This is a genomic window from Agrobacterium sp. 22094, assembly GCF_052046015.1.
GTDB lineage: Bacteria > Pseudomonadota > Alphaproteobacteria > Rhizobiales > Rhizobiaceae > Agrobacterium > Agrobacterium cavarae.
Genome location: NZ_JBQEPX010000001.1, coordinates 1656630 through 1681351, shown reverse-complemented (window position 1 = coordinate 1681351; position 24722 = coordinate 1656630). Strand labels below are relative to the sequence as shown.

General features: G+C 59.0%; 25 protein-coding genes. 15 read left to right on the top strand and 10 right to left on the bottom strand.

Annotated elements, in window-relative coordinates:
* The first annotated feature begins 216 nt into the window (after positions 1 to 216).
* The 3 genes from ACTJK5_RS08115 to ACTJK5_RS08105 all read left to right on the top strand — a co-directional run bounded on the left by ACTJK5_RS08115 (position 217) and on the right by ACTJK5_RS08105 (position 3208).
* Positions 217 to 1737: a sensor histidine kinase gene (locus ACTJK5_RS08115; protein ID WP_113262097.1), complete on the top strand. Its 1521-nt coding sequence runs from the start codon at positions 217 to 219 to the stop codon at positions 1735 to 1737.
* Complete coding sequence (locus ACTJK5_RS08110; RefSeq protein ID WP_335322745.1) at positions 1709 to 2668, top strand: peptidoglycan-binding domain-containing protein; 960 nt, start codon at positions 1709 to 1711, stop codon at positions 2666 to 2668. Before ACTJK5_RS08115 ends, ACTJK5_RS08110 begins: the two co-directional genes overlap by 29 nt.
* 198 nt (positions 2669 to 2866) lie before the next feature.
* Positions 2867 to 3208 carry a DUF1491 family protein gene (locus tag ACTJK5_RS08105; protein ID WP_440612145.1) on the top strand — a complete coding sequence of 114 codons (342 nt, stop codon included), beginning with the start codon at positions 2867 to 2869 and terminating at the stop codon, positions 3206 to 3208.
* A 36-nt stretch (positions 3209 to 3244) separates the two neighbouring features.
* Here ACTJK5_RS08105 and ACTJK5_RS08100 read toward each other — a convergent pair whose 3' ends face one another.
* Entirely contained in the window at positions 3245 to 4162 is a 918-nt protein-coding gene (locus ACTJK5_RS08100; protein WP_440612581.1) for a DUF2336 domain-containing protein, read from the bottom strand.
* A gap of 637 nt (positions 4163 to 4799) precedes the next feature.
* Here ACTJK5_RS08100 and ACTJK5_RS08095 point away from each other — a divergent pair.
* Positions 4800 to 5000, top strand: coding sequence for a hypothetical protein (locus ACTJK5_RS08095; protein ID WP_130977749.1), 201 nt, complete (start codon positions 4800 to 4802; stop codon positions 4998 to 5000).
* A gap of 29 nt (positions 5001 to 5029) precedes the next feature.
* Here the strand turns inward: ACTJK5_RS08095 and ACTJK5_RS08090 are convergent, their stop codons facing one another.
* The 3 genes from ACTJK5_RS08090 to ACTJK5_RS08080 form a co-directional block, all read right to left on the bottom strand.
* Entirely contained in the window at positions 5030 to 5581 is a 552-nt protein-coding gene (locus tag ACTJK5_RS08090) for a DUF1254 domain-containing protein (RefSeq protein WP_062438164.1), read from the bottom strand.
* Positions 5574 to 6161 carry a DUF1214 domain-containing protein gene (locus tag ACTJK5_RS08085; protein ID WP_062438163.1) on the bottom strand — a complete coding sequence of 196 codons (588 nt, stop codon included), beginning with the start codon at positions 6159 to 6161 and terminating at the stop codon, positions 5574 to 5576. Before ACTJK5_RS08085 ends, ACTJK5_RS08090 begins: the two co-directional genes overlap by 8 nt.
* Positions 6162 to 6564: 403 nt before the next feature.
* Positions 6565 to 6900, bottom strand: a complete 336-nt coding sequence (locus ACTJK5_RS08080) for a hypothetical protein (RefSeq protein WP_144621057.1) — start codon at positions 6898 to 6900, stop codon at positions 6565 to 6567.
* 247 nt (positions 6901 to 7147) lie between these two features.
* On the opposite strand from ACTJK5_RS08080, the gene ACTJK5_RS08075 reads away from it, so the two are divergent.
* The gene (locus ACTJK5_RS08075) at positions 7148 to 7597 is read left to right on the top strand and encodes a DUF1801 domain-containing protein (protein WP_440612144.1); all 450 of its coding nucleotides are present in this window, start codon (positions 7148 to 7150) and stop codon (positions 7595 to 7597) included.
* 53 nt (positions 7598 to 7650) lie between these two features.
* Here ACTJK5_RS08075 and ACTJK5_RS08070 read toward each other — a convergent pair whose 3' ends face one another.
* Together ACTJK5_RS08070 and ACTJK5_RS08065 are read right to left on the bottom strand one after the other, a co-directional pair.
* On the bottom strand, positions 7651 to 9153 hold the full coding sequence (locus tag ACTJK5_RS08070) for a PQQ-dependent sugar dehydrogenase (protein ID WP_440612143.1): 1503 nt from the start codon (positions 9151 to 9153) through the stop codon (positions 7651 to 7653).
* A gap of 2 nt (positions 9154 to 9155) precedes the next feature.
* Complete coding sequence (locus ACTJK5_RS08065; RefSeq protein WP_112359476.1) at positions 9156 to 9587, bottom strand: DUF2231 domain-containing protein; 432 nt, start codon at positions 9585 to 9587, stop codon at positions 9156 to 9158.
* Between the two features lie 251 nt (positions 9588 to 9838).
* Here ACTJK5_RS08065 and ACTJK5_RS08060 point away from each other — a divergent pair, with 251 nt between their 5' ends.
* Positions 9839 to 11011, top strand: coding sequence for an MFS transporter (locus ACTJK5_RS08060; protein ID WP_440612142.1), 1173 nt, complete (start codon positions 9839 to 9841; stop codon positions 11009 to 11011).
* A 13-nt stretch (positions 11012 to 11024) separates the two neighbouring features.
* On the opposite strand, the gene ACTJK5_RS08055 is transcribed toward ACTJK5_RS08060, so the two are convergent.
* On the bottom strand, positions 11025 to 13205 hold the full coding sequence (locus ACTJK5_RS08055) for a transglycosylase domain-containing protein (protein WP_440612141.1): 2181 nt from the start codon (positions 13203 to 13205) through the stop codon (positions 11025 to 11027).
* A 183-nt stretch (positions 13206 to 13388) separates the two neighbouring features.
* Between ACTJK5_RS08055 and ACTJK5_RS08050 the strand changes: the two genes are divergently transcribed.
* The 6 genes from ACTJK5_RS08050 (at position 13389) to ACTJK5_RS08025 (ending at position 18883) form a co-directional block, all read left to right on the top strand.
* The gene (locus ACTJK5_RS08050; protein WP_062425774.1) at positions 13389 to 13868 is read left to right on the top strand and encodes a YcgN family cysteine cluster protein; all 480 of its coding nucleotides are present in this window, start codon (positions 13389 to 13391) and stop codon (positions 13866 to 13868) included.
* 243 nt (positions 13869 to 14111) lie between these two features.
* Positions 14112 to 14927, top strand: a complete 816-nt coding sequence (blaOXA, locus tag ACTJK5_RS08045) for a class D beta-lactamase (protein ID WP_440612580.1) — start codon at positions 14112 to 14114, stop codon at positions 14925 to 14927.
* 8 nt (positions 14928 to 14935) lie between these two features.
* Positions 14936 to 15547 (top strand): class I SAM-dependent methyltransferase, encoded by a 612-nt coding sequence (locus ACTJK5_RS08040; RefSeq protein ID WP_113262079.1) that lies wholly within the window; start codon positions 14936 to 14938, stop codon positions 15545 to 15547.
* Positions 15548 to 15735: 188 nt separating this feature from the next.
* On the top strand, positions 15736 to 18264 hold the full coding sequence (locus tag ACTJK5_RS08035) for a heavy metal translocating P-type ATPase (RefSeq protein WP_440612140.1): 2529 nt from the start codon (positions 15736 to 15738) through the stop codon (positions 18262 to 18264).
* On the top strand, positions 18261 to 18686 hold the full coding sequence (cueR, locus tag ACTJK5_RS08030; RefSeq protein ID WP_440612139.1) for a Cu(I)-responsive transcriptional regulator: 426 nt from the start codon (positions 18261 to 18263) through the stop codon (positions 18684 to 18686). The genes ACTJK5_RS08035 and cueR overlap by 4 nt, the downstream gene beginning before the upstream one ends.
* Positions 18683 to 18883, top strand: coding sequence for a heavy-metal-associated domain-containing protein (locus ACTJK5_RS08025; protein WP_440612138.1), 201 nt, complete (start codon positions 18683 to 18685; stop codon positions 18881 to 18883). Before cueR ends, ACTJK5_RS08025 begins: the two co-directional genes overlap by 4 nt.
* A 42-nt stretch (positions 18884 to 18925) precedes the next feature.
* Here ACTJK5_RS08025 and ACTJK5_RS08020 read toward each other — a convergent pair whose 3' ends face one another.
* From ACTJK5_RS08020 to ACTJK5_RS08010, 3 genes are all read right to left on the bottom strand, one after another.
* A complete protein-coding gene (locus ACTJK5_RS08020) occupies positions 18926 to 19174 on the bottom strand; it encodes a hypothetical protein (RefSeq protein WP_062438144.1) in 249 nt (82 codons plus the stop codon).
* 29 nt (positions 19175 to 19203) lie between these two features.
* Positions 19204 to 19374, bottom strand: a complete 171-nt coding sequence (locus ACTJK5_RS08015) for a hypothetical protein (RefSeq protein ID WP_440612137.1) — start codon at positions 19372 to 19374, stop codon at positions 19204 to 19206.
* Positions 19375 to 19439: 65 nt separating this feature from the next.
* On the bottom strand, positions 19440 to 21155 hold the full coding sequence (locus ACTJK5_RS08010; RefSeq protein ID WP_116493969.1) for a GH32 C-terminal domain-containing protein: 1716 nt from the start codon (positions 21153 to 21155) through the stop codon (positions 19440 to 19442).
* 256 nt (positions 21156 to 21411) lie between these two features.
* Here ACTJK5_RS08010 and ACTJK5_RS08005 point away from each other — a divergent pair, with 256 nt between their 5' ends.
* From ACTJK5_RS08005 to ACTJK5_RS07995, 3 genes are all read left to right on the top strand, one after another.
* Positions 21412 to 22872: a protein adenylyltransferase SelO gene (locus tag ACTJK5_RS08005; protein ID WP_440612579.1), complete on the top strand. Its 1461-nt coding sequence runs from the start codon at positions 21412 to 21414 to the stop codon at positions 22870 to 22872.
* Between the two features lie 121 nt (positions 22873 to 22993).
* On the top strand, positions 22994 to 23914 hold the full coding sequence (locus tag ACTJK5_RS08000; protein WP_440612136.1) for a dihydrodipicolinate synthase family protein: 921 nt from the start codon (positions 22994 to 22996) through the stop codon (positions 23912 to 23914).
* Between the two features lie 56 nt (positions 23915 to 23970).
* Complete coding sequence (locus ACTJK5_RS07995; RefSeq protein WP_440612135.1) at positions 23971 to 24708, top strand: polysaccharide deacetylase family protein; 738 nt, start codon at positions 23971 to 23973, stop codon at positions 24706 to 24708.
* The last annotated feature ends 14 nt before the right edge of the window (positions 24709 to 24722 follow it).

The following is a 24722-nucleotide window of genomic DNA, read 5'->3' as shown; positions in this document are numbered from 1 at the left end:
GAAAAAATACAAGGAAATCCTCTGCTTACCCGTCATTAACCATAACAGACAAAGTGCTTGTGATTTGCCCCGAAATGGGACTTGATGGTGCTTGAGGCGGCTTTGGCGCGCCTGCTTTTATCCATTCCTTAAGCCGCGGAGCCCTATTGTCGGGCATGTTTCAAGGTAGGTTCGAGCCTGCTGCTTTTAGAATGCGGTGTACTGGTATTGCGTAACATAGCGGAAAAAGCGATTGCGTTGGTCGATCATGTCGCGGGCATGTGGCTGTCGCGCATGGAAGACGATGCCAGCGAAAGCTTGGCGATCATCGCCGTTCTGCGCCGCCTCGTTGCTTTCTCTCTTGTGGCGCTCTTCATCGTTCCCGCCATCATCTGCTTTGTCCTGCCGGCATCCGTGGCGCTGCCGCTCGGTGCAGCCCTTGTCGTTGCGCTGTTTCTGGCATCCTGCGCTGTGCTCCTGACGGTCTATAAGCCCGCGCGCGAGGCTCAGGACGCTGTCATCGACCGTGAGCAGCTTGCATCGCAGGTGCCAGGTCTCCTGCTGTTCTTCAACGAGCAGGGCATCGTTCACGCGGTATCAGGTCGCGACCTGCGGCAGTTTCCGCTTCAGCTGCAGAACTGCGCCGGCCATATCCTCGCCGAGATGGTCCATGTTTCCGATCGCATCGCCCTGATGCAGGCTTTCGACACGATGCGCCAGGGTGAGGATCACGCCAGCGTCGATCTGCGTTTCGAGACCGGCTCCGTCAATCGGCAGATTCAGTTCGTCTATGCCCGCATGGATATGACCGCAGAGCGGGACCAGTTCGGTCGGCTGGTGCGCGTCGTCGGTCAGCTTATCGATGTCAGCGAGTTGGAAGCTTTGCGCCGCGAAGCGGCCCGCAGGACGATCGAGGCAGAGACGGCGACGGAGGCGAAGTCGCGTTTTCTCGCCGCTGTCAGCCACGAACTGCGCACCCCTCTCAATGCCATCCTGGGCTTCTCCGATATTCTCGCCGGCGAATATTTCGGCAAACTGGAGAATGATCGCCAGCGCGAATATGTCAAACTCATTCGCCAGTCGGGTGGTCACCTGCTGTCGGTCGTCAACACCATGCTGGATATGAGCAAGCTTGAGGCCGGTCGCTACGAATTGATGATGGAGCCTTTCCGCATCGGCGATGTCATCGCGTCCTGCGAAGGCATGCTGGGTCTTCAGGCAAAGCAGAAGGGCTTGACGCTGACAAGCCGCATCCAGCGCGATCTGACGGAAGTCGTTGCCGATCAGCGCGCCATCCAGCAGGTTCTGATCAATCTTGCGAGCAACGCCATCAAGTTTACCGAATCCGGTGGTGTGGTGGTGATTGATGCGGCTCTGCAGGGCGAGATGCTCAAGCTGACGGTCAGCGACACCGGCATCGGTATTGCCGCCGACAAGATCGAACTTCTGGGCCGCCCGTTCATGCAGGTTCAGAATGATTATACCCGTCGCTATGAGGGCACGGGGCTTGGACTGTCGCTCGTCAAAGGACTTGTGGAATTGCATGGCGGAAGCCTTGTCATCACCAGCAAGCCGGGCGAGGGAACGGTTGTCACCATATTGATGCCGGCTGATGGCTCCGGCCAGCCGCTCAGCAGCTGTGAAGATGCCGATGCGCCGGTGGAATTTCCGCCGCGCCTGAAAGACACGGCGGGTGGCGCCGACATGATGAAGAGGAAGGACACTGCGGATGGCCGCGCCAAAGCGAAAATCGCCTAGGAAAAAGACGGTCCGGAAGGAGCCGGGTTTGCTGTCCGTGGCCGTACGCGCCCTCGGCCAGCAGATTCTGAGCCATCCCAAACTGGTCGGCGGCTCGACCGCGTTCCTTGTCGTTTTCGGCTTCGTCGCTGCCAACGCTCTCTGGTATCAACCCGGCCACCATCCATCCCCGTTCCTGCGCACGCGTGATGAGGAAGATCCAAACGGCATTGCCGGCTATCGCATGACATCGACGCTTGGCCAGCACGGCAATGTCACGACGTTCCGCATAGAGCGCCAGACGGATGTTCCAGAACCCACGCAGCAGACTGAGGCTCAGCCTCCGGCAGGGCAGGGGGGGGCAGCGGTACCCGCCGGTCAGGCACAGCCGGCCGGCACCCATCCGCCATCCGAACTCGTCGCAGAAATCCAGCGGGAACTCGCGCGCCGCGGCCTCTACGATGGTCCGGCCGATGGTCTGACGGGACCGCGCACGACGGCGGCCATCCTCTTCTTCGAAGAGACGGTCGGCATGGAACAGACGGGGGAGCCGACCAGCCGCATTCTCTCGGCTTTGAAGATCGACAGCGCGACAACCGTCGCCGCCATTCCCAAAGCCCTGCCGAAGGATCGACCAGCAGCAGCCAATGGGGGCGGAGTGGCGATCGACCCCGTCGCAGCCGCCATTCGCAACGCAGAGGTTCATCCGCCGAAGGCGCAGAACGTGTCTCTTACGTCCGACAGTGGTGCAAAGCCGGTCGGGAAGGATCTGGTTTCCAAGATCCAGCAAGGCCTCGTCAACATTGCCTATGCCGATGTGAAAGTGGATGGCGTTGCCGGCGAACAGACCCGTCAGGCCATTCGCAATTTCGAAAAGCATTATCGCCTGCCGGAAACAGGCGAGCCGAGCGAAGCGGTGCTGAAAAAGCTGAAATCTATCGGGGCCTTGTGAGCCTCAGTTGAATCTCTGACTGAGCCTCCTGGTCATTTGCCGTCCTTTCGCGATTCAAAGGACGAGCGCTTGACGCCAAAACACTCAATAATTGGGACTTTCACCCTTCCCCCCACGGTTTGGTACCTGGCGACCAGGACCAGTCTCGCGGCTAACAAAAGCATGGCCCCATTGTCCCTGAGGTCCTATAGTTCTCCCATGCGCCTCAAATCCGAAATCTTCGTTTCCGCCCTCACGCGCCGCGTCTTCGCTGCAGGTGATTTCGCCGCTATCGAACGCAAGGGGGCCGACGAGGCCGGCGCGATCTTTATCCGCCAACGCCTGCGTGATGGGCGCGAAAATCTCTATGGTCCTGCACCCCAGAGCTTCGCCGAAGACGAGGAGGTGAGGGCCGAGCGCCGCTTCGAACGTCGTCTCACTGAAGCGCAAGCCCAGGAGGTAGAGGCGCTACTGGAAAAAGAGCGTCGCTTTGACGCCGATCTCTGGGTGGTCGAACTTGAAACCGACAAGGTCGGAGACCTGTTCACCATCGTGGGGTGACAGATCCTTTCCTTCTACCGCATCCAGCGATCGACCTTAACGGCGCACCACAAGCTTGTGGGTTGGAGCGGGCTCTTCACGACGCTCGTCGGCGTCGCTGCCGGAACTCGTGGTGTAGCGATCTGCCCGTCGCCAGCTTTCGATCCGCTCCTCGCACTCGGCCGTCTCCAACGACTCCAGCATGGATTCCGCACGGCTGATATCGCCAACGAGCTGGCGCATATGCGGGTAGAAGCTTTCGAGGATGAAGATGGCGTCGTCGGTATCCATGCCGATGCCGACAAGCGTTGTTGCCAGTTGCCGACCGGAAATATCGAGGAGGATGCGCTCCGACAGCCAGTGGCTTGCAGACAGCGAGTCGGAAAGCGTGGCGGCGAAACGGCTTGCGTCGCGTTCACGTGCAAACCGCACAAGCAGGGCTTCCTGTACTTCGGTCAGGCGGCGAACGCCAAGCGTGTCGCCCGCAGGGCGGTGCATCTGTCGCGCCATGGTACGCAGTTGCCTGCGCAGCTTCTCTTCCCGCTCGGCACGCGCCTCGCTTTCGGTCAGCGCCGCTGGAGACGTAGAGCTTTGAAGATTGTCGTGCGTTGAGCCGGTCGCGTGGCGGGAGTGACGTAAGCCCACCAAGGCATCGACGACAGTGGGGGAGAGGTCTTCGCGCCGGACGATCGTACGAGCGTGCGCCGCCCCTTGCGTTCGTGCAATCGCAATCAGCGTCTCGTCATCCAGCGCCTTGGAGGAGACGAGAAACGGTGCGGACAGCGAAATCGGCTGGCTGGCGATGAAGAACGCGACGGCCGAGGGCACGTTCGGGTTCTGCGACAGCGCCGCAATCGCCTCTCTCTTCGCTTCGGCGGTGGACGCGGAAAACAGCGGCATGAACAGTTCTGCGAACTGTCGCAATTCTGATTTCGACGGGTAAGGCAAGCCTTCGAAACTCGAGACGGTTGCCATCAATACCACGTCCTTCTTCCTCTCGGCCCTTGGCCGTTCCAGTTCTCGAAAACGGTCTGTCAACGCAATACCCAACCAGACGCAAAACTACAGGAGCGCTCAAACTATAACGAATGCGTTGACGCCCTGTTAACCACGGGCGTCGGCAAGAGGATTTTTCAGCTTATTCACAGCTGTTTTGTTAACGAAAGGATTTTTCGACCCGCTGGAACCGCAAGCCAACTTTGGCGTTCCTCTCGTATGAACCGGAATTGGGGCGTAATGAACCTCAATATTGGAGGGAAGGCTGCAAGCCGCTTTTATTATTAACCTTTGCTTAACCTCCCGATGATTCTAATGTCGTGGGCAAGTCCGAGATTCGGTGCTAAAGTTCTGACATGAGCTCGCTTATGAGGGACGGACGAATGTCCAAGCCTCAGTTAATGCCCAGTCCGTGGACTGGTGATGCCCGATGTAGTGGTACTGGCATTCCATATCGGCTTGATGCCGCCGTCCTGAAGACTCCGGCACGCAGATCAAGAAGAAATTTTTGCTGAAAAGCTCGATATGGCGCTTCCTCATACTGGATCGTCGGATGGAAAGTCATGCATCGCGATCCGGTCAACAACATCCGTCGTGCCTGTGAAAGGAGATGGCAATGGCAGACATTATTTCGATTTCGACGGCGACGCGCCGTCCTCACAAAACGGCTGACGCGAACGCAATCGCAGCCGGCCCAGCGCAGCTGCTGTTTTTTACCGGTGTGCGCTACGAGCGTTATGACTTCGCCGAGAAGACCAAGACGCGCAAGCGGAAGGGCAATGCGGCGGCGTCTTCCGAAACGGCTCTCAACGCCTGACCGATCTTTTATGGTGCTCTGAAGTGCGCCTACTTCAGCGGTGCGGGCTCGCATGTAGCCTCTCCGAGAAACCGCTCTGCTTCCTCCAGGAAGCTTGCCTGCGGTACCATCGTTCGCAAAACGGCATAGCCCTCGTTGCGATTTGCTTCCACCAAAATCGATTTCGATAGCGCTTGAACTTCCGCCTTGCGAATGGCACCGCTCTGCTCCGGGGTGGAAATCAGAATATCCAGTTCACCCCCAGCCGATGTGCGGTCGTTCATGCTGAAGATTTCATTGGATGCACTGTCGAAAATTGCGATCGACCAGAACGGCACGGCACCGAAGGCCGACAGCCTGACCGGCTTCTCTTCGACGTTATAGGTACACACGGCAACCCGCATGAAAGGGTCTTCGCTGCTCAGACCACCCTTGCGGTGACCATCCTTGTCGACCAGATGAAAACGATTGGGCACAGCCTGAAATTCTGCGCGCGTGTAGGCATCGCGGTTGGAAAAGTGCGGGATCGAGAAGAGGATGACGAGGTGGAGGACAGCTGCACCCACCAGGCCCGTGAAGATTGCCAAAATGAGCCTAAGCATTGCCGCAATCCGTTTTGTTGATCGTCGGCATGGTGATGTCGATCAGACCCGCACTTCCAGCAATCGGGGTATCGAGCAGCGTCAGGACCAGCTTGAAATCGCCGTTTGTCGGCACGGCAAGCCAGTTGAACGGCGTTGCCGTTGACGCAAGCGTAATGGAGACACCACCTTCAGGGCCGTGCAGAAGGTTGCGTGAATTCAGGGCGATCGGCCGTCCAGATCCGTCATCCAAAAGATTACCCTGTTGATCGGCAACATAGATGGTCCAGAAGCGGGCAGGCGGCAGGTTGCCGGTAAGCGTATAGCGGCACTGGCCGGTCAAGCGCTGGCCGCTGCTGTCATTCGCCGCGGTAAAGGCCAAACCTTCAGCCGTTCCATAGAGAAGCTTGCCTGCATCCGCCCGGTGCGCCTTGGCGTAAGGGTCCGCTTCGATCGTCTGCGATTCGGGAAACGCGTTCCACGCACCGATCTTGATCGACCCGAAACCGGATGTGGCTTCCAGCGCCACAAGCGTGGAAACGATGCCACCGCCGAAGGCAATGACGAGCGAGATGGCGACAAGAAACGGAACTCGAAACACACTGCTTTCCCGATTTGGAGCAGTGTCACGGTTAGCATTGATTCCGACTCGGGGAAATGCCCTGGATGAGGGATGGGCAAACCTGTACTGGAATATTCTGGTTCTGAAATATGTGCGGCGTTGGGAAACTCCGGTGGAGGAGGGTCGAAGTGTCGCCCTCTTGGCTGCGTAAAAGAGCCAGGCGTGCATCTGCGCCGGCTCCGAAGCGCGTGTCTCGCAGGATTCTGCAAGCGACACCGTAAACTCAGTCTTCGTTCCCAGAGCGCGTACGTCCCTTTGGACGCGAAACGGACGCACCTCGCTCTTTGGATCGGCATGTCGCGCTCTCAAAAAATGTTTTCGATTCTTGGGCAGGTGCCGTAGGGCGCTGATCGATGACGCCAGCGCCCTTACGAGCTGTCTCTTACTCGTGAATCGTGTAAGAACCGAGCTTGCAGAGATCCTGTCTGTCTTCCGTCGTGTCGAGGCCGGAGCCTTCTTCGAACTCGAAACGCATGTCGTAGCGACAGACCGTGCGGCCGTCGGCAATGGTGATGTCTATGCTTTCGCCCGGTTCGAGAACCTGCTCGCCGAAGACGTCGTCTTCCCATTCATTGACGCCAACCGGCGATGTGTAAAAGCGCGTCAGGACGGACTTGGTACCGTTCTTCAGCGTAAAGGTCAGGTCGTCGGCCTGTGCCATTGCGGATGTACAGACGAACACTGCCAGAGCGGCGAGCACTGGATTGAGTTTCTTCATAGTAGTTCCCCCTAGATGAGATGTCCCTCGCGTGCAATTGCTCACCTTCGATGGGGATATTCAAGCTGCCCACCCCTGCCGCTGTAGTCTTTCGCGTTGAAAGGCAAAGACTTTTTTTGGCTTTGAAGGACCCGCAATATTTTGCAGCCTTCTGTGCGCTTGTCGTGTTTTTCAGTATTTATAAAGTTCAAATCAAGGTTGCATGTGCTAGGATGCGCTACCTAGCGCTGATGGTGGAGGAGAGCACATGCATATGGACGCCGCCGACTCTGTGGGCATCGCTCCGACAGAGGATGAGGAAGGCTCTCCGGCTTCCCGGCTGATCGACGGACGGATTGCCGAGTTGACGGACTGGCGTGGGCAGGCGCTGTCGCGGATCAGATCTATTATTCGCAGTGCGGATCCACGTGTGGAGGAGGACTGGAAATGGCGTGGCGTGCCCGTCTGGGCCTGCAACGGCATCATCTGTACCGGGGAGACCTATCGCTCCACCGTAAAAATGACCTTCCCTCACGGCGCGTCGCTGGAGGATCCGTTCGGTCTGTTCAACGCTTCGCTTGACGGAGGGACACGCCGTGCGATCGACCTTCGCGAAGGTGATGACATTGATGACGATGCGCTATCGGCGCTGATCCGGTCCGCGATCGCATTCAACGACGCCAAGATGCGCGGGCGTAAGGCCGCGCGGACGTCATAAAAAGGGCCGGCCACCCGATCAGGTGGCCAGCCGTTCCTTATCATCGATATTTCTCAATTCGCAGGGGCGGGCGGTGCCGGCAATGCGGGAGCTGCGGGCTGTGCAGGTGCGGGTGCCGCAGGCTGGGCGGGAGCAGCGGGTGCTGCCGGTTGTCCCGCTTGGGCAGGGCCCGACGATGTGCCGGAGACATCGTCGGTCGCAATCGGCGCCGGTGTGACAGCGCCATCTGCGGCTGCGACACGCCACACCGTATTGCCCGCATCATCTGCTACCAGCAACGCGCCGGTGCCGTCGATGCCGACGCCGACGGGACGGCCTCTCGCCTTGTCGCCCTGAATGAATCCCGTCACCACGTCCTGCGTCTTGCCGACGGGCTTGCCGTTTTCGAACGGCACGAAGGTCACGCGGTAGCCATTGAAGGCCGTCCTGTTCCAGCTTCCATGTTCGCCGATGAAGGCGCCGTTCTGGTAGGGGGCCGGCAGCGCCGAGTTCAGCGAGAAAGTAAGGCCGAGTGCAGCAACATGGCTGGACAGCGCGTAATCCGGCTTGATTGCCTTCTCCACCATATCCGGCCGGAGAGGATGCACGCGGTCATCCACATGGTTGCCGTAATAGCTCCACGGCCAGCCGTAGAACCCGCCTTCCTTCACCGAGGTCATGTAATCGGGCACAAGGTTCGGGCCGAGCTCGTCGCGCTCGTTGATCACGGCCCACAACTCCTTGCTTTCGGGGTTGAAGGCAAGACCGTTCGGATTGCGCAAGCCGGACGCAAAGAGTTTCCACGCACCCGTCTGACGGTCGACCTGCAGGATGGCGGCGCGGTTCTTCTCGGCCTCCAGCCCGTTTTCGGTGATGTTCGAGTTCGATCCGACGGAGGCATAGAGGAACTTGCCATCGGGGCTCAGTGCCAGATCCTTTGTCCAGTGGTGATTGATCGGGCCACCCGGAAGCTGGGTCAGCACGCGCGGTTCGGCGGTGATTTCGTTCTGACCCAGTTGATAGGGATAGGCGAGGATTTCATTGGACGTTGCGACATAAAGCGTGTTGTCGGCAAAGGCGACGCCAAACGGCGAGTCGAGCTTCTTCAGAAGATCGTGGCGTTCATCCACAATGCCGTCTCGGTTCGTGTCCCGAAGCAGGGTGATGATGTTGCTTTCCTTCGGCGGTCCACCGGTTTCGCCATGGGCAATCGACATGATGAAGCTGCGGATGATGTCCTTGGGACGCGACGATGATTGCCCACCCTCCGGTGCCCGCGACTGCACGACCAGAACGTCGCCATTCGGCAACGTATGCACGGTGCGCGGATTGACGAGGTCCTTCTGGTAGACGGAAATCTTCAGGCCTTCCGGCACCGTCGGCATTTCACCGTCCTTCCAGCCCACCACCTCTGCGACCTTCAGGTCGGGGATAAGGCTCATGGAGGGCTCGGGAAGGACAGGGTCGGGGCCGATCTGCTGGGAAATATCGAAATTATCGTTCTGGTCGCTGCAGGCCGGCAGAATGAGTGCAACGCCTGCAAGCAGCAGGGCGGGGGCTAAAATGCGGGAAACCATGATCATACTCTCCAGGCCAGACGGGCATATTTGCGGGAGGAGGCGGAAACAGCCATCAACGACACCACGAAGGTGATGGCCGAAAGCAGCAGCCCGTAAGGCACCACAGCCGTCCAACCGTCACCTGCGTGAACGAGGCTGTTGATGAAGGCGAGGATCAGCATCACGATGAAAAGGATGATGGAGACGAAGGACGGACGCATCGGTCGTGTGCGCCTACGCAGCAGATCGATAAGACCGGCAAGAATTGCCAGACCGCCGGCGACCAGCCCCGCGAAAAGAAGCCAAGCCGAAAAATTCGACCACATCAGGTTGGCGGTGCGCCAATAGGCAATGTCCGTCGCAAACGTCAGCGAAAAGCAGACAAAGGGAAAAGGCACGAACAGCAACTGAAAAGGATAGGCGGAAGCTTCCCCGTGGGATGCATCACTCATGTCTTGGCTCCAACCGGTATTGAGGGGAGCGCCCAAGTCCCGATGGGCGCTTTTGTGCTCTTGCAAACGGTTGGAGGTGCGATTTGGTTGCAGCTATTTTGACGTGCGGGTTGGCGGTGAGGTCAGATGGATGACTTGGCAGTGGATGCGTCGCCTTCTCTGCGACAAACGCCCGCTGAATTCCAAAAGCGTGACGATTGTCCAGGCAAGGATGTTACATGATTGACACGCGACCGCATTAGCGTGCAGCGATGAAATCGCGTGTCCTTGTCTTTATAACTCTGGCCATCACCCAAATCGCCGGATGGGGGGTGGTCGGCATCCTGCCGGTGCTGGCATCCTCCATTGCTAAAGATTTTCAAACCGACCCAGCGACGGCGTTCCTCGGTGTGACAGCGATGTATGTGGTGATGGGCCTGTCCGCACCTGTTGCGGGGAAAGCCTTCGCGAGGTTGGGGGTGAAACACGTCATGCTATGCGGTGCAAGCGTGATCTGTATCGGCCTTGCTGCGATGGGGAGCGTCAACTCACTCTTGGCCTACCTGGCAAGCTGGTGCGCCATCGGCGTTGGCGGTGCCATGTTTCTCACCACCTCTGCTTATGCCTATCTCGCGGAGTTCGCAGGCAACAGAGCGCGAGGCATGATCGGGTCATTGATGCTGGTTACCGGCCTTGCCGGCAGCGTCTTCTGGCCGCTGACGGCGTGGCTTGATCACCTCGTCGGTTGGCGCGGCGCAACGCAAATCTATGCGGGCGGCATTCTTCTTCTTGTGCTCCCCTTGATCGCCTTGAGCCTGCCGGATGTCAGAAGCCATCCCGCCGCTCCAGTCTCCAGCAGAACCACAAGTCGGAAAGGCCACATTCTCTGGTTCCTCGTCGCCGCGATCTCGCTGAACAGCTTTGTCACCTTGGGAATGGAAGCGGTCGGCATAGAGCTTTTCAAGGCGCTGGGCGCAGACCTGAGTTTGGCGGTTGGTCTGGCCTCCCTCATGGGCATTCTGAAAGCGGGCGGGCGGCTGATAGAATTGGTGGGAGGCAAACGATGGAACGCGGTTCGAGCCGGAATCTTTTCAGGAGCCATGATCCCCGTTGCTATGCTGATACCTGTGATTCTCGGTGCGAGCAGTGGAGCTATCCTTGCCTATGTCGTGATCTTCGGCATTGGCAGCGGCGCTTTCGCCGTCGCGCGGGCGACCATGCCATTGGAGTTCTACGAGAAATCAGACTACGCCGCAGCGATGTCGATGATCGGCCTGCCTATGAATCTCGTGAATGCCACCGCGCCGCCGCTTCTTTCATTCCTCATGGCGACTGCGGGCCCGTCCGCCATGCTTTCGCTGATGATTGTCTGCAGCGGAGCCGCGCTATGCCTGATGCTGGCGCTCGGCCACTTCAAAAACCATCAGCGGCTTTCGGTCGCTTGAAGGTGTCAGCCTCTCAACGCTTCACCCCATCACCGCCCACATCAGCCACCTTCTGCGGCGACAAGGTCGGCGCGGAAGCCTCTTTCAACTGCTGGCCGACTGCGCGAAGAACGCGGGTGGCTTCTGCCGAAAGAGAGCGGGGGCGGGTGAGAGCCGGCAGTGCATTGGCGTCAGCTGAGGCCACCTGAGCGCCATTGGCGCCAGGTTGCGGGCGCGAGCCGGTTGGCAGCGGGTTCTGGATGCCTGGAATAGGACGCAGTTCCATGCCTTGATGGGCATAGTCCATCAGCCGCTTGAAGGTCATGGCGGGAAGGGCGCCGCCGGTCATGTTGTTCATCGAGGTGAAGTCGTCATTCCCGAACCACACCGCCGTCGTGTAGTTGCCGGTGAAGCCGACATACCAGGCGTCGCGATAGGCCTGGGACGTTCCGGTCTTGCCGCCGGAGACTATACCATTGTCGAGCGCTCCACGCCGTGCGGTACCTTCCACCGGGATGGTGACCAGCATGCGGTTCATCTTCGACGTCGCTTCTTCCGAAAGCACACGATGCGCCGGCGGTTCGTCGCGATCGAAGTCGTAGAGAACTTTGCCCTCGTAGTCGAGAACCTGCTCGATGCCATGGCGGCGCGATTGCATGCCATTCGCCGGGAAGACGGCGTAGCCCGTCGCCTGATCCAGCACTGTCAACTCAGAAGTACCGAGCGGAATGGTCTTGTCGCTGCGAAGCGGCGTGGCAACGCCCATGGCCTTTGCGGTATCGACGATGATCTGCGTGCCGAGCACATCCTTGGCAAGCCGCACCGGCACGGTGTTGTAGGATTTCGCCAGCGCCGTCTGCAGCGTTACCTTGCCGGCATAGGAGCGGCCGTAATTCTGCGGCGACCAGCCGCGCCATGTGACAGGCGCGTCGGAAATCAGCGTTTCCGGCTTGTAGCCTTTTTCCATCGCAGCGGAATAGGTGTAGACCTTGAAAGAAGAACCCGGCTGACGAAGGGCTGCCGTTGCGCGGTTGAACTGGCTCTCACCATAGTCGCGACCGCCGACCATGGCGCGGATACCGCCGCCATTCTCGATCATCACCATTGCGCCCTGCTTGACCTTGTAGCCTTCGCCGAACTCACGAAGGCTCCCTTCCATGGCCTGCTCTGCGGCCTGTTGTAGGCCGGTGTCGATGGTGGTGCGCACCACCACGGTGTGATCCTTGATCTTGCCGTCCCTGGCCAGGCGCTGCACTTCGTCGAACGCCCAGTCGAGGAAGTAATCGGGTGCCTGGACCTCTTCGCGGTCGATGACCGTCGCCGGGTTGCGACGTGCACCGACCACCTGGCCTTCGGTCATCAAGCCGCCTTGGACGAGGTTGGAAAGAACCGTGTTGGCGCGCGCACGCGCAGCCGGCAGGTTCACATGCGGCGCGTATTTCGCCGGAGCCTTAAACAGGCCGGCAAGAATGGCGGATTCCGCCAATGTGACGTCCGTCAGATTCTTGCCGAAATAGAATTGCGCAGCCGCCGCTGCACCGAAGGTGCCGCCGCCCATATAGGCGCGGTCGAGATAGAGCGCGAGGATTTCCTTCTTCGACATGTTGGCTTCCAGCCACAATGCCAGGAAGGCTTCCTTGATCTTGCGCTCCAGCGAGCGCTCATTGGTCAGAAACAGGTTTTTGGCAAGCTGCTGCGTCAGCGTCGAGCCGCCCTGGACGACGCCACCTGCGCGCGCATTCTCGCTCATGGCGCGGGCAAGGCCGATGAAATCGATGCCGAAATGGTCGAAGAAGCGTCGGTCTTCCGTTGCCAGAACCGCCTTGATGAAGTGATCCGGCATCTGGTCGATTGGAACGGAATCTTCGTGAATGATGCCGCGATGGCCGATCGTGTTGCCGTAGCGATCAAGGAAAGTCACGGCAAAATCACCGCGATAGCGCCAGTCCTTCTTGGTTTCCTCGAAGGCGGGCAGCGCCAGCGCCAGCATGACGACGGAGCCGGCCGTACCGACGGTCAGCGCGTTGCAGGTCATGTTGACGAGAAATTTCTTCCAGCCGCGCACATGCAGCTTGCGAGAGGCGATCGTCACCTCTTCCCAGAAATCGAACACACGGGATGCGGCTGTCCACAGGCTCGAATCGATCCAGGAATCGATGCGAAGCAGAATATGGCGTTTACGGCGCGCCGGTTTCTTGTTGTTGTCTTCCTGCACCTGAAACGTATTCCTGTTCGATGTGGTGAGTGAACGCTTGACGCGATAAGCTTGCGCGGGTCATTCCTCACCACCACTCCGCCGGATTTAAGAATTATCTTATAATCCAGCCTATGGCGATACGACAAAACGGGCTTTCCTATTTGATGCCCGAAGATGCAAAATGAAACGGAAATCTTAACGATGAGTGACGCGCCGTTCTGGAAAACCAAATCGCTGGCGCAAATGAGTAACAGCGAATGGGAGAGCCTATGCGATGGCTGTGGCCTCTGCTGTCTCAACAAGCTGGAAGACTGGGATACGGGCGAGGTGGTGTTCACCTCCGTCGCCTGCCAACTGCTGGATGGCACGAGCTGTCGCTGTTCCGATTATGAAAACCGCCGTGCCACCGTGCCCGATTGCATCCAGCTCGATCTGAAGCTGGTCGATGAGATCGGCTGGTTGCCGCCGACATGCGCCTATGCGCTGGTGCGGGACGGGCAGGATCTCTACTGGTGGCACCATCTGGTGTCGGGTGATCCCGAAACCGTTCACGTGGCGGGCATTTCCGCGCGTGGTCGCACCGTCAATGAGAATGACGTCGATGTGGACGACTTTGAGGACTATGTGGTGGACTGGCCTTTGACGGTGGGAGAGCGACCGGAGGCGCAAAAACCGCGTTGAGTACAAACCCGTGCGCTCTCTTCGGCCCGTGTAAAATCCCGTCCTATTCCTGCCGCATGACCCCTGTATCCCGCTACCTTGCTTTTCTTAGGCCCGTTCCCGGCTATGATAATCTGCCGGACAATCAAGGACCCTGCATGCGCCAAAGTCAAAAGCATGGCCAGCGTAAAAACGTGACCCGGTTTTGCGATGACGTCATGCGAGAAAACCAGGAGCTCAAGCGTGAAGAGCGCATCTGAAAGAGTGCGGCGTGCTTTAACGCTTCTTGCGCCGATCTGCGTTCTTTTATCCGGTGTCGGGCCCGCGCGCGCTCAGGCCGTGCAGCCTTTCGAATGCACGCTGGTCACATCGGTGGAAACCGGTGCCGTCATCAACCAGCAGGGCGCCTGCGACAGGCGCGTCTCGCCAGCCTCCACCTTCAAGGTGCCGCTTGCGCTGATCGGTTATGACGCCGGAATTCTGCAGGACGAGTTCAATCCGGCCTGGGACTGGCAAAAGGGCATGGATGCCGCGCCGCAGGAGCGCAAGACAGTCGATCCGACGACCTGGCAGAAAGAGTCGATCCGCTGGTATTCGCGCGAGATCACCAGACGTCTCGGCAAGGAGAAATTTGTCTCCTATGTCCGGCGCCTCGGTTTCGGCAATGGTGACGTGGCCGGAGAGCCGGGCAAGGACAATGGGCTGACCGACTCCTGGGTGAACACCTCCCCGGAGATTTCTCCGGTCGAGCAGGTGGGGTTCATGCGCCGACTGTTGGCCAACAACCTGCCTTTTTCTCGTGATGCGCAGAACAAGACCAAGGCCATCGTTCCGGTGTTTGATGGTGCGGAAGCCTGGAGTGCTCATGGCATGACCGGGACCGGCACCATGAAGGGGCCGGATGGTAAGCCAGATCCCAATCGGCCCTTCGGTTGGTTCGTCGGCTGGGCCGAACGCGAAGGTCAGCACATCGTCTTCGTTCGCCTGCGTGTGGGCGACAAGCCATCGGAGCAGCCAATGGGCGAGGTGGTGCGCGGCGAGTTCCTGCGCGATATTCAGCGCTACGCCACCCATCGGTAGAAGCGGTCATGTCTGCTGATGCCGCAAGCAATGTCATCGCGCTGTACCAGACATATGCTGCGGATTTTGATCGGTCGCGCAGCCGCGTGCTGATGGAGAAGCATTGGCTGGACAGGTTTCTCGTATATCTGCCGCCGAAGGCTTCGATACTGGACATCGGATGCGGAGCCGGGGAGCCCATCGCGCGCTACTGCATCGAAAACGGTCACGAGGTGACTGGCATCGATGCTTCGCCAGCGCTGATTTCGCTTTGTCGTGCGCGCTTTCCCGGCCATCAATGGCTGGTCCGAGATATGCGCGATATGAAATTGGATAGCCGATTTGATGGCCTGATCGCCTGGCACAGCCTCTTTCACCTGACGCCGGACGACCAGCAAATTGTCCTCCAAACATGCATGCGCCTGGCAGCAGAAGAGGCCGTCTTGATGTTTACGGCGGGGCCAGACCGTCGGGAAAAGCTTGGACGTTTCTGTGGCCAACCGCTTTATCACGCCAGCCTGGCATTTGAGGAGTATCGGGTGATCCTTGCTGGCGGTGGCTTTCAGATCATCGCACATGAGATCGACGACCAGAACTGTGGTGGGGCGACGGTCTATTTGGCAAGACGTAGCGGCGGCTAGCTTTCCCCACGAAGAGCGTGCTTCTGGATCGCGGCTGCCTGTTTTGGCGAACAAGCCATAAAACGCAATTTCCTCCCTTGACCTTCCCATGATGGGAAGCCCTACATTGGTGTTGTTTCACGTCGGAACTATTTAGAAGTTCCGCCCGTCATAACCATGACAGTGACAGACCTCGAAAGGGGAGAGCGATGAACGAGATGGTCAGACCCAAGCAATTGCAGGAGCCTTTGTCGGTTCCCGTCGAAGGCATGACCTGTGCGTCCTGCGTTCGTCGTGTGGAAACGGCGGCGGCGAAGGTTCCGGGTGTCGCCTCGAGCTCTGTCAACTTCGCGACGAAGAAGCTGACGGTGGAGCCTGCAGAAGGCTTTTCTGCCAAGACCTTGGCGGCGGCGGTCAAGAAGATCGGCTATGAGATCGAGCCTACACGAACCGAGTTTTCCGTCGATGGCGTGAAAGGTGAGGCGGACGCTTCACGATTGAAGGGCGTGCTTGAGGCCGTCGCGACGGTCATCAACGCAAAGGTCGAGGCTGACGGCAAGGTCGTTGTCGAGGGTGTGGGCGGCTTGCGCCAGCGCGAGATGGTGACCGAAACGGCGAAAGCCGCTGGCTTCCCACCTGCCACGGCAAAGGCCACGCAGCATGACCACTCTGCTCATCATCAGCATGGTGCACATGATCACGCCCACCATATGGGTGATGAAGCGACGTTGAAGCGCGATGTGATCATCGCGGCCGTGCTGACCGCGCCACTTTTCGTGTTGGAGATGGGCGGGCATATCTATGCGCCGATGCACCACTGGTTGATGGGCGTGATCGATACCCAGAACCTTTACTACGTCTATTTCCTGTTGGCGACGGCGGTGATTTTTGGACCGGGACGACGCTTCCTGAAGAGCGGCTTTCCTACCCTTTTCCATGGAGCGCCGGAGATGAATTCGCTCGTGGCACTCGGTGTCAGCGCAGCCTATCTCTATTCCCTGGTCACGACCTTCGCGCCGGGTGTCCTGCCGGAAAATGCACGGCATGTCTATTACGAAGCTGCCACCGTCATCGTCACGCTCATCCTCATCGGCCGGCTGCTTGAGGCCCGCGCCAGCGGCAAAACGGGCGATGCGATCCGAAAGCTTGCGAGCCTTCAGGCCAAGACCGCTCGCGTCGAGCGTAACAGTGAGATTGTCGATTTGGCCGTGGAAGAGGTCAGGGCAGGCGACGTTGTCGTCATTCGTCCCGGCGAGCGGTTGCCGGTCGATGGAGAGTTGGTCGACGGTCATTCCTATGTGGACGAATCGATGATCTCGGGAGAGCCTGTTCCGGTGGAAAAGACCGTGGGCACTGGGGTTGTGGGCGGCACGATCAACAAGACCGGCGCATTCAAATATCGGGCGACGAAGGTCGGCGGGGATATGATGCTGTCGCAGATCATCAGTCTGGTGGAGCAGGCACAAGGCTCGAAGCTTCCCATTCAGCTGGTGGTCGATAGAGTCACCGCGCTGTTCGTCCCGGTCGTTATCGGCATCGCGCTCTTGACCTTCATCATCTGGGCGGTCTTCGGTCCCGATCCAGCCTACACATTTGCATTGATCAACGCCGTTGCCGTGCTCATCATTGCCTGCCCCTGTGCCATGGGGCTCGCAACTCCGACTTCTATCATGGTCGGTACCGGCCGTGCCGCCGAACTCGGCGTACTTTTCCGCAAGGGCGAAGCGCTACAGCAGCTGCGCAGTGCCGAGATCGTCGTGGTCGACAAGACCGGCACGGTGACCAAAGGCCGGCCGGAACTGACTGACCTGATCGTCGCGGATGGCTTTGAACAGGACGACGTTCTGCGTCTGGTCGCAGCGGTCGAAGCGCAATCAGAGCATCCGATTGCGGAGGCCATCACCCGTGCCGCACGGGAAAAAATGGCAGCTCCTGCAGGACTCGAACCGATGAATGCCCGGAACTTCGAAAGCATCACCGGTTATGGCATCCGCGCAGTCGTTGATGGCCGCCAGGTCGATGTCGGTGCGGATCGATATATGGAGAGGCTCGGCCTCTCGGTCGCACCTTTCGCCGACGCCGCAAAGCGCTTGGGCCGTGAAGGCAAGACTCCGATTTATGCCGCGATCGAGGGTGTGCTTGCCGCCGTCATAGCGGTTGCCGATCCTTTGAAACCCTCAAGCGTCGAGGCGATCAGAACGCTTCGCAGCATGGGCATCGAGGTGGTGATGGTGACCGGCGACAATGGGGCAACGGCGCGTACGATTGCTAATGAGGTCGGCATCGACAGGGTCATCGCCGGCGTTCTGCCGGAAGGCAAGGTAGAGGCCATCCACGACCTGCGCCAGGGCGGGAAAATCCTTGCGTTCATCGGCGATGGCATCAATGACGCGCCGGCGCTTGCCGAAGCCGATATCGGCATCGCCATCGGGACGGGCACCGATGTCGCGATTGAAAGTGCGGATGTGGTGCTGGTCGGTGGCGATCTGATCGGTGTCGTCCATGCAATCGAAATGAGCCGCGCAACGATGCGCAACATTCGCCAGAACCTATTCTGGGCGTTCGGCTACAACGTCGCGCTGATCCCACTCGCCGCCGGCGCGCTTTACCCGGCTTTTGGCATCACGCTGTCACCAATGATCGGAGCAGGTGCCATGGCGCTGTCCTCTGTTTTCGTCGTAGGCAATGCGCTGCGTCTCAAGACCATAAGCGTCACGGGTGGAAAGGTGACGTCATGAATATTGGCGAAGCCTCAGAGGCCTCCGGCGTCTCTGCGAAGATGATACGCTATTACGAGCAGATCGGCCTGATCTCTCCCGCGACCCGTGCTGATAACAATTACCGGCTCTATGGCGATCAGGAGGTCCATAATCTCCGCTTCATCAAACGCGCCCGAACCCTCGGTTTTTCACTGGAGGAAACCGAAGCTCTGCTGAAACTCTGGCAGGACAAGGCGCGAGAAAGCGGCGCGGTGAAAGCAATTGCTCTCACCCATATCGCCGACCTGGAGCGCAAGATCGAGGATATGAGGAGCATGGTGAAAACGCTGTCGCACCTCGCCCATTGCTGCGGCGGCGACCACAGACCGGATTGCCCGATCCTGGATGACCTGGCCGGAAGCCGAACCATCAAAACTGATAAAAGAAAGGAAAGACCATGACTGAGACTACATTCACCGTGCCGGACATGACCTGCGGACATTGCGAGAAAACCATCCGAAATGCATTGAGCGAGGCACTGCCCGGTGCTGAAGTGAGTATCGATCTGTCATCGCACAAGGTCGTGGTAGACGGCGACGCTGACACTGCGATCGCTGCCATGCAGGAAGTGGGTTACACGCCTGAGCTAGCCGCATAAATCAGCTCGCTCAGGCACGATGTTAGCTACAAAGGCTTAGCGTCAAACCTCGTCGAAAGCGCCACCTTCGCGGGAGGGATTGCGGTCGATGACGCGCTCCTCTTCGTCGTCTGGAAGGGCTTCGTCGCTCTCCTGGTAAGGGTCGTCTTCCGTTTCGAGTTCGTCTTCCTCGATTTCATGCTCCAGCTCTTGCGGGATTTCGCCTTTCGATGGCAGCTCTTCGACATCGAGGTCTGAAACTGCCTGATCGAGTGCGTCTTCACTTTCCAGAAGTGGTTCGCGCGGGTCCATGGGTTTTCCTCTCAATATGCGGGCTTGATTTAGGATTGGGTCGAGGCGATCAGGATCGTCGCCATGTAGATGACAAAGGCGAGGATGCCGATGCCTGCGATCACCAGGACGATGCCTTTGCCAGCCTTGCGTTTTTCGCCTTTGTTCTCATTCGCCTGCGTGGGAAAATGGACCGGATCTGTTTCTCTAATCTGTGTCATCTGATCGCCCTTCTTGAAAATCTCGTCATTCAGGAAAGGCGCCAAAGCAGCAAAGGTTCCTATATTTACTGTTTGAGACTCCAGATTGTCGCATGCGCGACTGCCCCCTCCAGAGTCTTCAGGTGGGCTGCGCGCACCGGCTTGAAGCTGGCGATGCGCTTTGTGCCGACGTAGCGTCCCCGGTCGGCAAACACCTCGATCGATCCGTAATCGACAAAGATGCGCAGGCGATAGGGGCGTGCCCCTTCCGAGACATAACGCGGCGATGGACCGTCGCGACCGTCCTCGTGGCGAATCCAGAGACCGGTTTCGTCACAGACGACACCGAGCCTGACATCCGGGTGGTCGAGTTCCAGATCGAAAGGCAGGCCTGGCTTGTTGAGTTCGAACAGCAACTCTACCGCACCCGTTGAGAGATCGACCCGGTCGCCAGCCGCCAGTCTCGTGCGGTCCAGAATGCGGTGCCGCAGGCTCTCCGCCGCCCCGATCGGCGGTGTGAGAAGTGCGCCGTTGGAAAAATGCAGCCGCCGCGGCAAGGTCATGGAGGTGGGGAAGTCGATCTCGGGTGTCGCATCCGCCCAATTCGCCAACCAGCCAATGCCGACGATGCTGTCGCCATCGAGAAACGCCTGGAAGGCATAATTGTCGGTGCCGAAATCGAGCTCCTGGCCGAATTCCTTGACGAACTTCTTGCCGTCAAACCAGCCGACATCGGCCATGGTCAGGTTCTTCCGTCCCGTGGCCGGATCTTCCGAATGCATCAGGCCATAGGTCAGAACCCAGCGCGTGGAACGGGCATTGGCCGGTCCATCGAGCGGCAGCAGGCAGGGGCACTCAATCGCTGTGGTCTTGTAGCGGGTCTCCACCCAAAGCTTGCCCACATAGGTCCAGCCGGAAGCGGCTGTCGGGTCCTGCGTTTCATAAAGCAGGATGACGCCGCCGCTGTCGCTCTGGCTGCCGAGCAGCATCTTCCAGAGGCCATCGGGGCCGCGCACCACATAAGGGTCGCGAAAGTCCGGCGTAAGCCCTTGCCCATCGGGCCGGTGGCCGAGGATGACCTCCGCCTGTCCCGCCATGATCAGATCGGAGGAGGTGGCGGTGAGCTGGATCTGTTGCTCAGGCACACGGTCCTGCACCTGTTCGGTGAAAAAGACGCGAATACCGGTCCCTTCCACAAGCGGGATGGTAGATCCGGAATAGGCACCGCCGCGCTTGTCCGGTCGCGTCGTCAGATCTTCCGACGGGAAAAGGAAGATAGGCAGGTGTCGCCAGCGCAGATAATCCGACGAGATCGCATGGCCCCAATGCATCGTGTTCCAGCGAAGCCCGTGCGAATAATGCTGGTAGAAAAGATGCGGGTGCCCCTCGAACCGTCCAAACCCGTTCGGGTCATTCATCCAGCCAAAGGGTGGGCGGAAGTGATAGCTGTCCGGCAGATCCGGTGGGGCATTGTCCGGCTTGGTGTGGACGACGGTAATACCGGTCTCCAGCACATCGGAGGCGGTGAACCAATAGATCACCGAGACGGCGGTCGTCATCGTGTCATAGGCGATATCGACGCGCCCGCCGCCAAACACCTGATAGATGCGAAAACTGTACTCTTCCAGATTGGAGGTGGAGACTTCGCCGAACTTGCCATTGGCGTTTGAAAACGAGACAGCACCTGCAACATCTGGTTTCTTCGCCTTGAGCCAGACATGGAATGTGGCATTGACGGGAAGATCGGTGTGAATGGTACGGATCGCGCTTTCGCTCTCGGTTGGCGCAGCGATGTCATTCATTCCACTATCCTTTCTTTGCAAACCAAGCTCAGAATAGGAATGAAAATGGCAGGTTAAAGTTCACTGGCAAAAAGGCCGGGCAGTAGTCCCGTGTGATGAAGACCAATCCGTAAGGCCTCGCCGCCATCCCGGAATGGAGGCGCACCAATGACGGGGAGGCGCTGCAGGCTGACCTGTTCGGATATTGGTATCATCTCGAACACTGGCAAAGCCGGGCTTCAGACCCAATATAGGGGCAAAAGGGAGCAAGCCCGTGATCCGTTTCGATAATTCCTATGCCCGCCTGCCGGAGCACTTTACCGCTGCCGTTCTTCCTACACCGGTCAAGGCACCGCAGCTCATCGCCTTCAATCGGCCCTTGGCAGAAGAGCTTGGTCTTGACGTAGAGGGCATGGACGACGAGCGGCTGGCGGCGATCTTCTCTGGCAACGCCGTGCCCCAGGGGGCCGAACCTTTGGCGATGGCCTATGCCGGACATCAGTTCGGTAATTTCGTGCCCCAGCTCGGGGACGGCCGCGCCATTCTGTTAGGTGAGGTGATCGACCGCCAAGGCAGGCGGCGGGACATTCAATTAAAAGGGTCTGGCCCGACGCGCTTCTCCCGCAGGGGAGACGGACGTGCGGCGCTAGGACCGGTCCTTCGCGAATATATCGTTTCCGAGGCAATGTTCGCGCTCGGTATTCCCGCAACCCGTGCCTTGGCAGCAGTGACGACAGGTGAACGCGTTCAGCGCGAAATTGGTCTTCCAGGCGGCGTCTTCACCCGCGTTGCAGCAAGCCACATCCGCGTCGGCACCTTCCAGTTTTTTGCCGCGCGCGAAGATACCGAAGCGTTGAAGGCGCTATCCGACCACGTCATCGATCGGCACTATCCGGAAGCCCGGCAATCGGAAACGCCCTATCTCGCCATGCTTCAGGCCATTGCCGAGAGGCAATGCGACCTGATCTGCCGCTGGCTGATGGTGGGCTTCATCCATGGGGTGATGAACACCGACAATATGGCCGTATCCGGTGAAACCATCGACTTTGGCCCCTGCGCCTTCATGGATGAGTACCATCCAAACAAAGTGTTTTCCTCAATCGATGCCCAGGGCCGTTACGCCTATAACAACCAGCCCGGCATCGCCCAATGGAATATCGCAAGGCTTGCCGAATGCCTGATACCGCTACTGGATGAGGATCAGGACAAGGCCGTCGATATGGCCAACGGCGTCCTGGCGGATTTCGCCAAGGCGTTTCCGAAACGCTGGCTTTCCGGCATGCGCACTAAACTCGGGCTTCAGACTGAGGCAGAGGGTGACGAGCAGTTGGTGCAGGATCTCCTGGCGCTGATGCAGCGGTCGGAGGTGGACTACACCCTGACCTTCCGCAGGCTCTGTGATGCCGCAAGCGATAACGCCGAGCCGTTCCGCGGCATGTTCATCGACCTCACTGCTGCGGACGAATGGTTGGAGCGCTGGAGGAACCGCGCGGCGCAGGAGAGCCGTTCAGGCCAGGAGCGTGCAGACGCCATGCGCGCCGTCAACCCGGCCATCATTCCGCGCAACCACAGGATCGAGGAGGTGATTGCCGCGGCCGTCGAGGATAATGATTTTGCGCCGTTCCACGAGATGATAAGGGCAACCGCCCGTCCTTTCGAAGAACTGCCGGAATTCTCCGTCTACATGCAAGCGCCGATGAACCATGAGAGGGTCTTCAGAACCTATTGCGGAACCTGAGAAAGCCAATGGGATAGTAGTTGCTTATCTGCAACCATATCTCAATGATTTCATATCGTTATTGTCGTTCCGTCATTTGCCCCGTAATCCTTCTCGAAGAGGGATTTCGGGGTGACGTCGCATGAGCAGCAGGTTTCATGGCCTTTCGGCATTTCCGCTGACGCCAGCGGATGAGGATGGCCGCGTCGATGTGGAAGCGTTGTCTCGCCTGATCGAAAGGCTGGATGCGGCAGGCGTCGATTCCATCGGACTTCTCGGCAGTACCGGCAGCTATGCTTATCTCAGCCGCGGAGAGCGCTTACGCGCGGTGCAGGCAGCCGTCGAATGCCTGAAAGGCAAACGAACACTCATCGTCGGGGCAGGGGCGCTGCGCACGGATGAGGCTTTTGCACTGGCGCAGGATGCCGAAAAGGCAGGCGCCGATGCGCTTTTGCTGGCACCTGTCTCCTATACACCTCTGACCCAGGAAGAGGCGTATCATCACTTCGCCGCGGTCGCTGGCTCCACGGCGCTGCCGCTCTGCATATACAACAATCCGTCCACCACACATTTCACCTTTGGTGAAGAGCTGTTGGTGCGGCTTGCCTATATTCCCCATATCCTCTCGGTGAAAATGCCGTTGCCTTCGGATATGCAGTTCAAGGCGGAACTGGAACGACTACGTCCACGCCTCGGAGAGGGTTTTGCCATTGGCTACAGCGGAGACTGGGGCTGCGCCGACGCGCTGCTTCAGGGTGCGGATAGCTGGTATAGTGTGATTGCCGGGGTTCTGCCCGTTCCGGCACGGCGTCTCTTCGCCGCTGCCAAGGCGGGCAACAAGGCGGAGGTGCAACGCTTGCAGACGTTCTTTGAACCGCTCTGGGCGCTCTTCAAGACCTTTGGCAGCTACCGCGTGATCTACACGGCCGCAAATCTCCTCTCGCTCACCCACCGCCAGCCGCCGCTGCCCATCATGCCGCTTGGTGTCAGCGATACGCACCGCGTGGAGGAAGCGCTGGCGAAGCTCGCCGAACTGGACGCGCTACCGGCAGCGACGCCATAATTCCGGCGTTTTGAGAGCCGCATTGCCAGTGAAATTTGATCGAAAGCCCGTCTGATATGTTGAAGCCTATTGCCCTTGCCGCCCTGTTTGCGACCCTTGCCATACCAGCCTTTGCCGGAACGGGGCTTCTGGAGCCGAGCCTCAGAATGCCTGTTTCGAAGGTGCAGGCAAAGGGTGCGCCGGTGCGCGTCGCCATCACGCTGGATGCCTGCATGGGCAAGACCGATTTTCGCATTCTCAACACGCTGGTGCAGGAAAAGATTCCGGCGACCATCTTCGTTACGGCCCGCTGGCTGAAACACAATAGCGATGCTCTCGCGATCCTGATGGCCCACCCGGATCTTTTCGAACTGGAAAACCACGGCGAAAATCATATCCCGGCGGTGGACAAGCCGGTGTCGATCTATGGCATTGCAGCGGCCGGTTCCGAGCAGGCCGTCGTTCAGGAGGTCGAGGGCGGAAGGCAGGCCATTCTTGCTGCGACCGGCAGGCAGCCGCAATGGTTTCGCGGCGCCACGGCAAAATATACCAACACCTCCATGACCACGATCAATCAGCTCGGCGAGCGCGTCGCCGGCTATTCCATCAATGGCGATGGCGGATCACTTCTTGGAAGCGCGATGACGGCAAAGCATATTGCTGGCGCGAAGGATGGCGATGTGGTGATCTCGCACATCAACCAGCCGACCCATGAGGCAGGCGAGGGTGTGGTGAAAGGTCTGCTGGCTCTGAAAGCGCGCGGCGTGACCTTCGTGCGGCTGGACGATCCGGCCTTCAACCCACCTTCCAACTGACCAAGTAGGCCCGA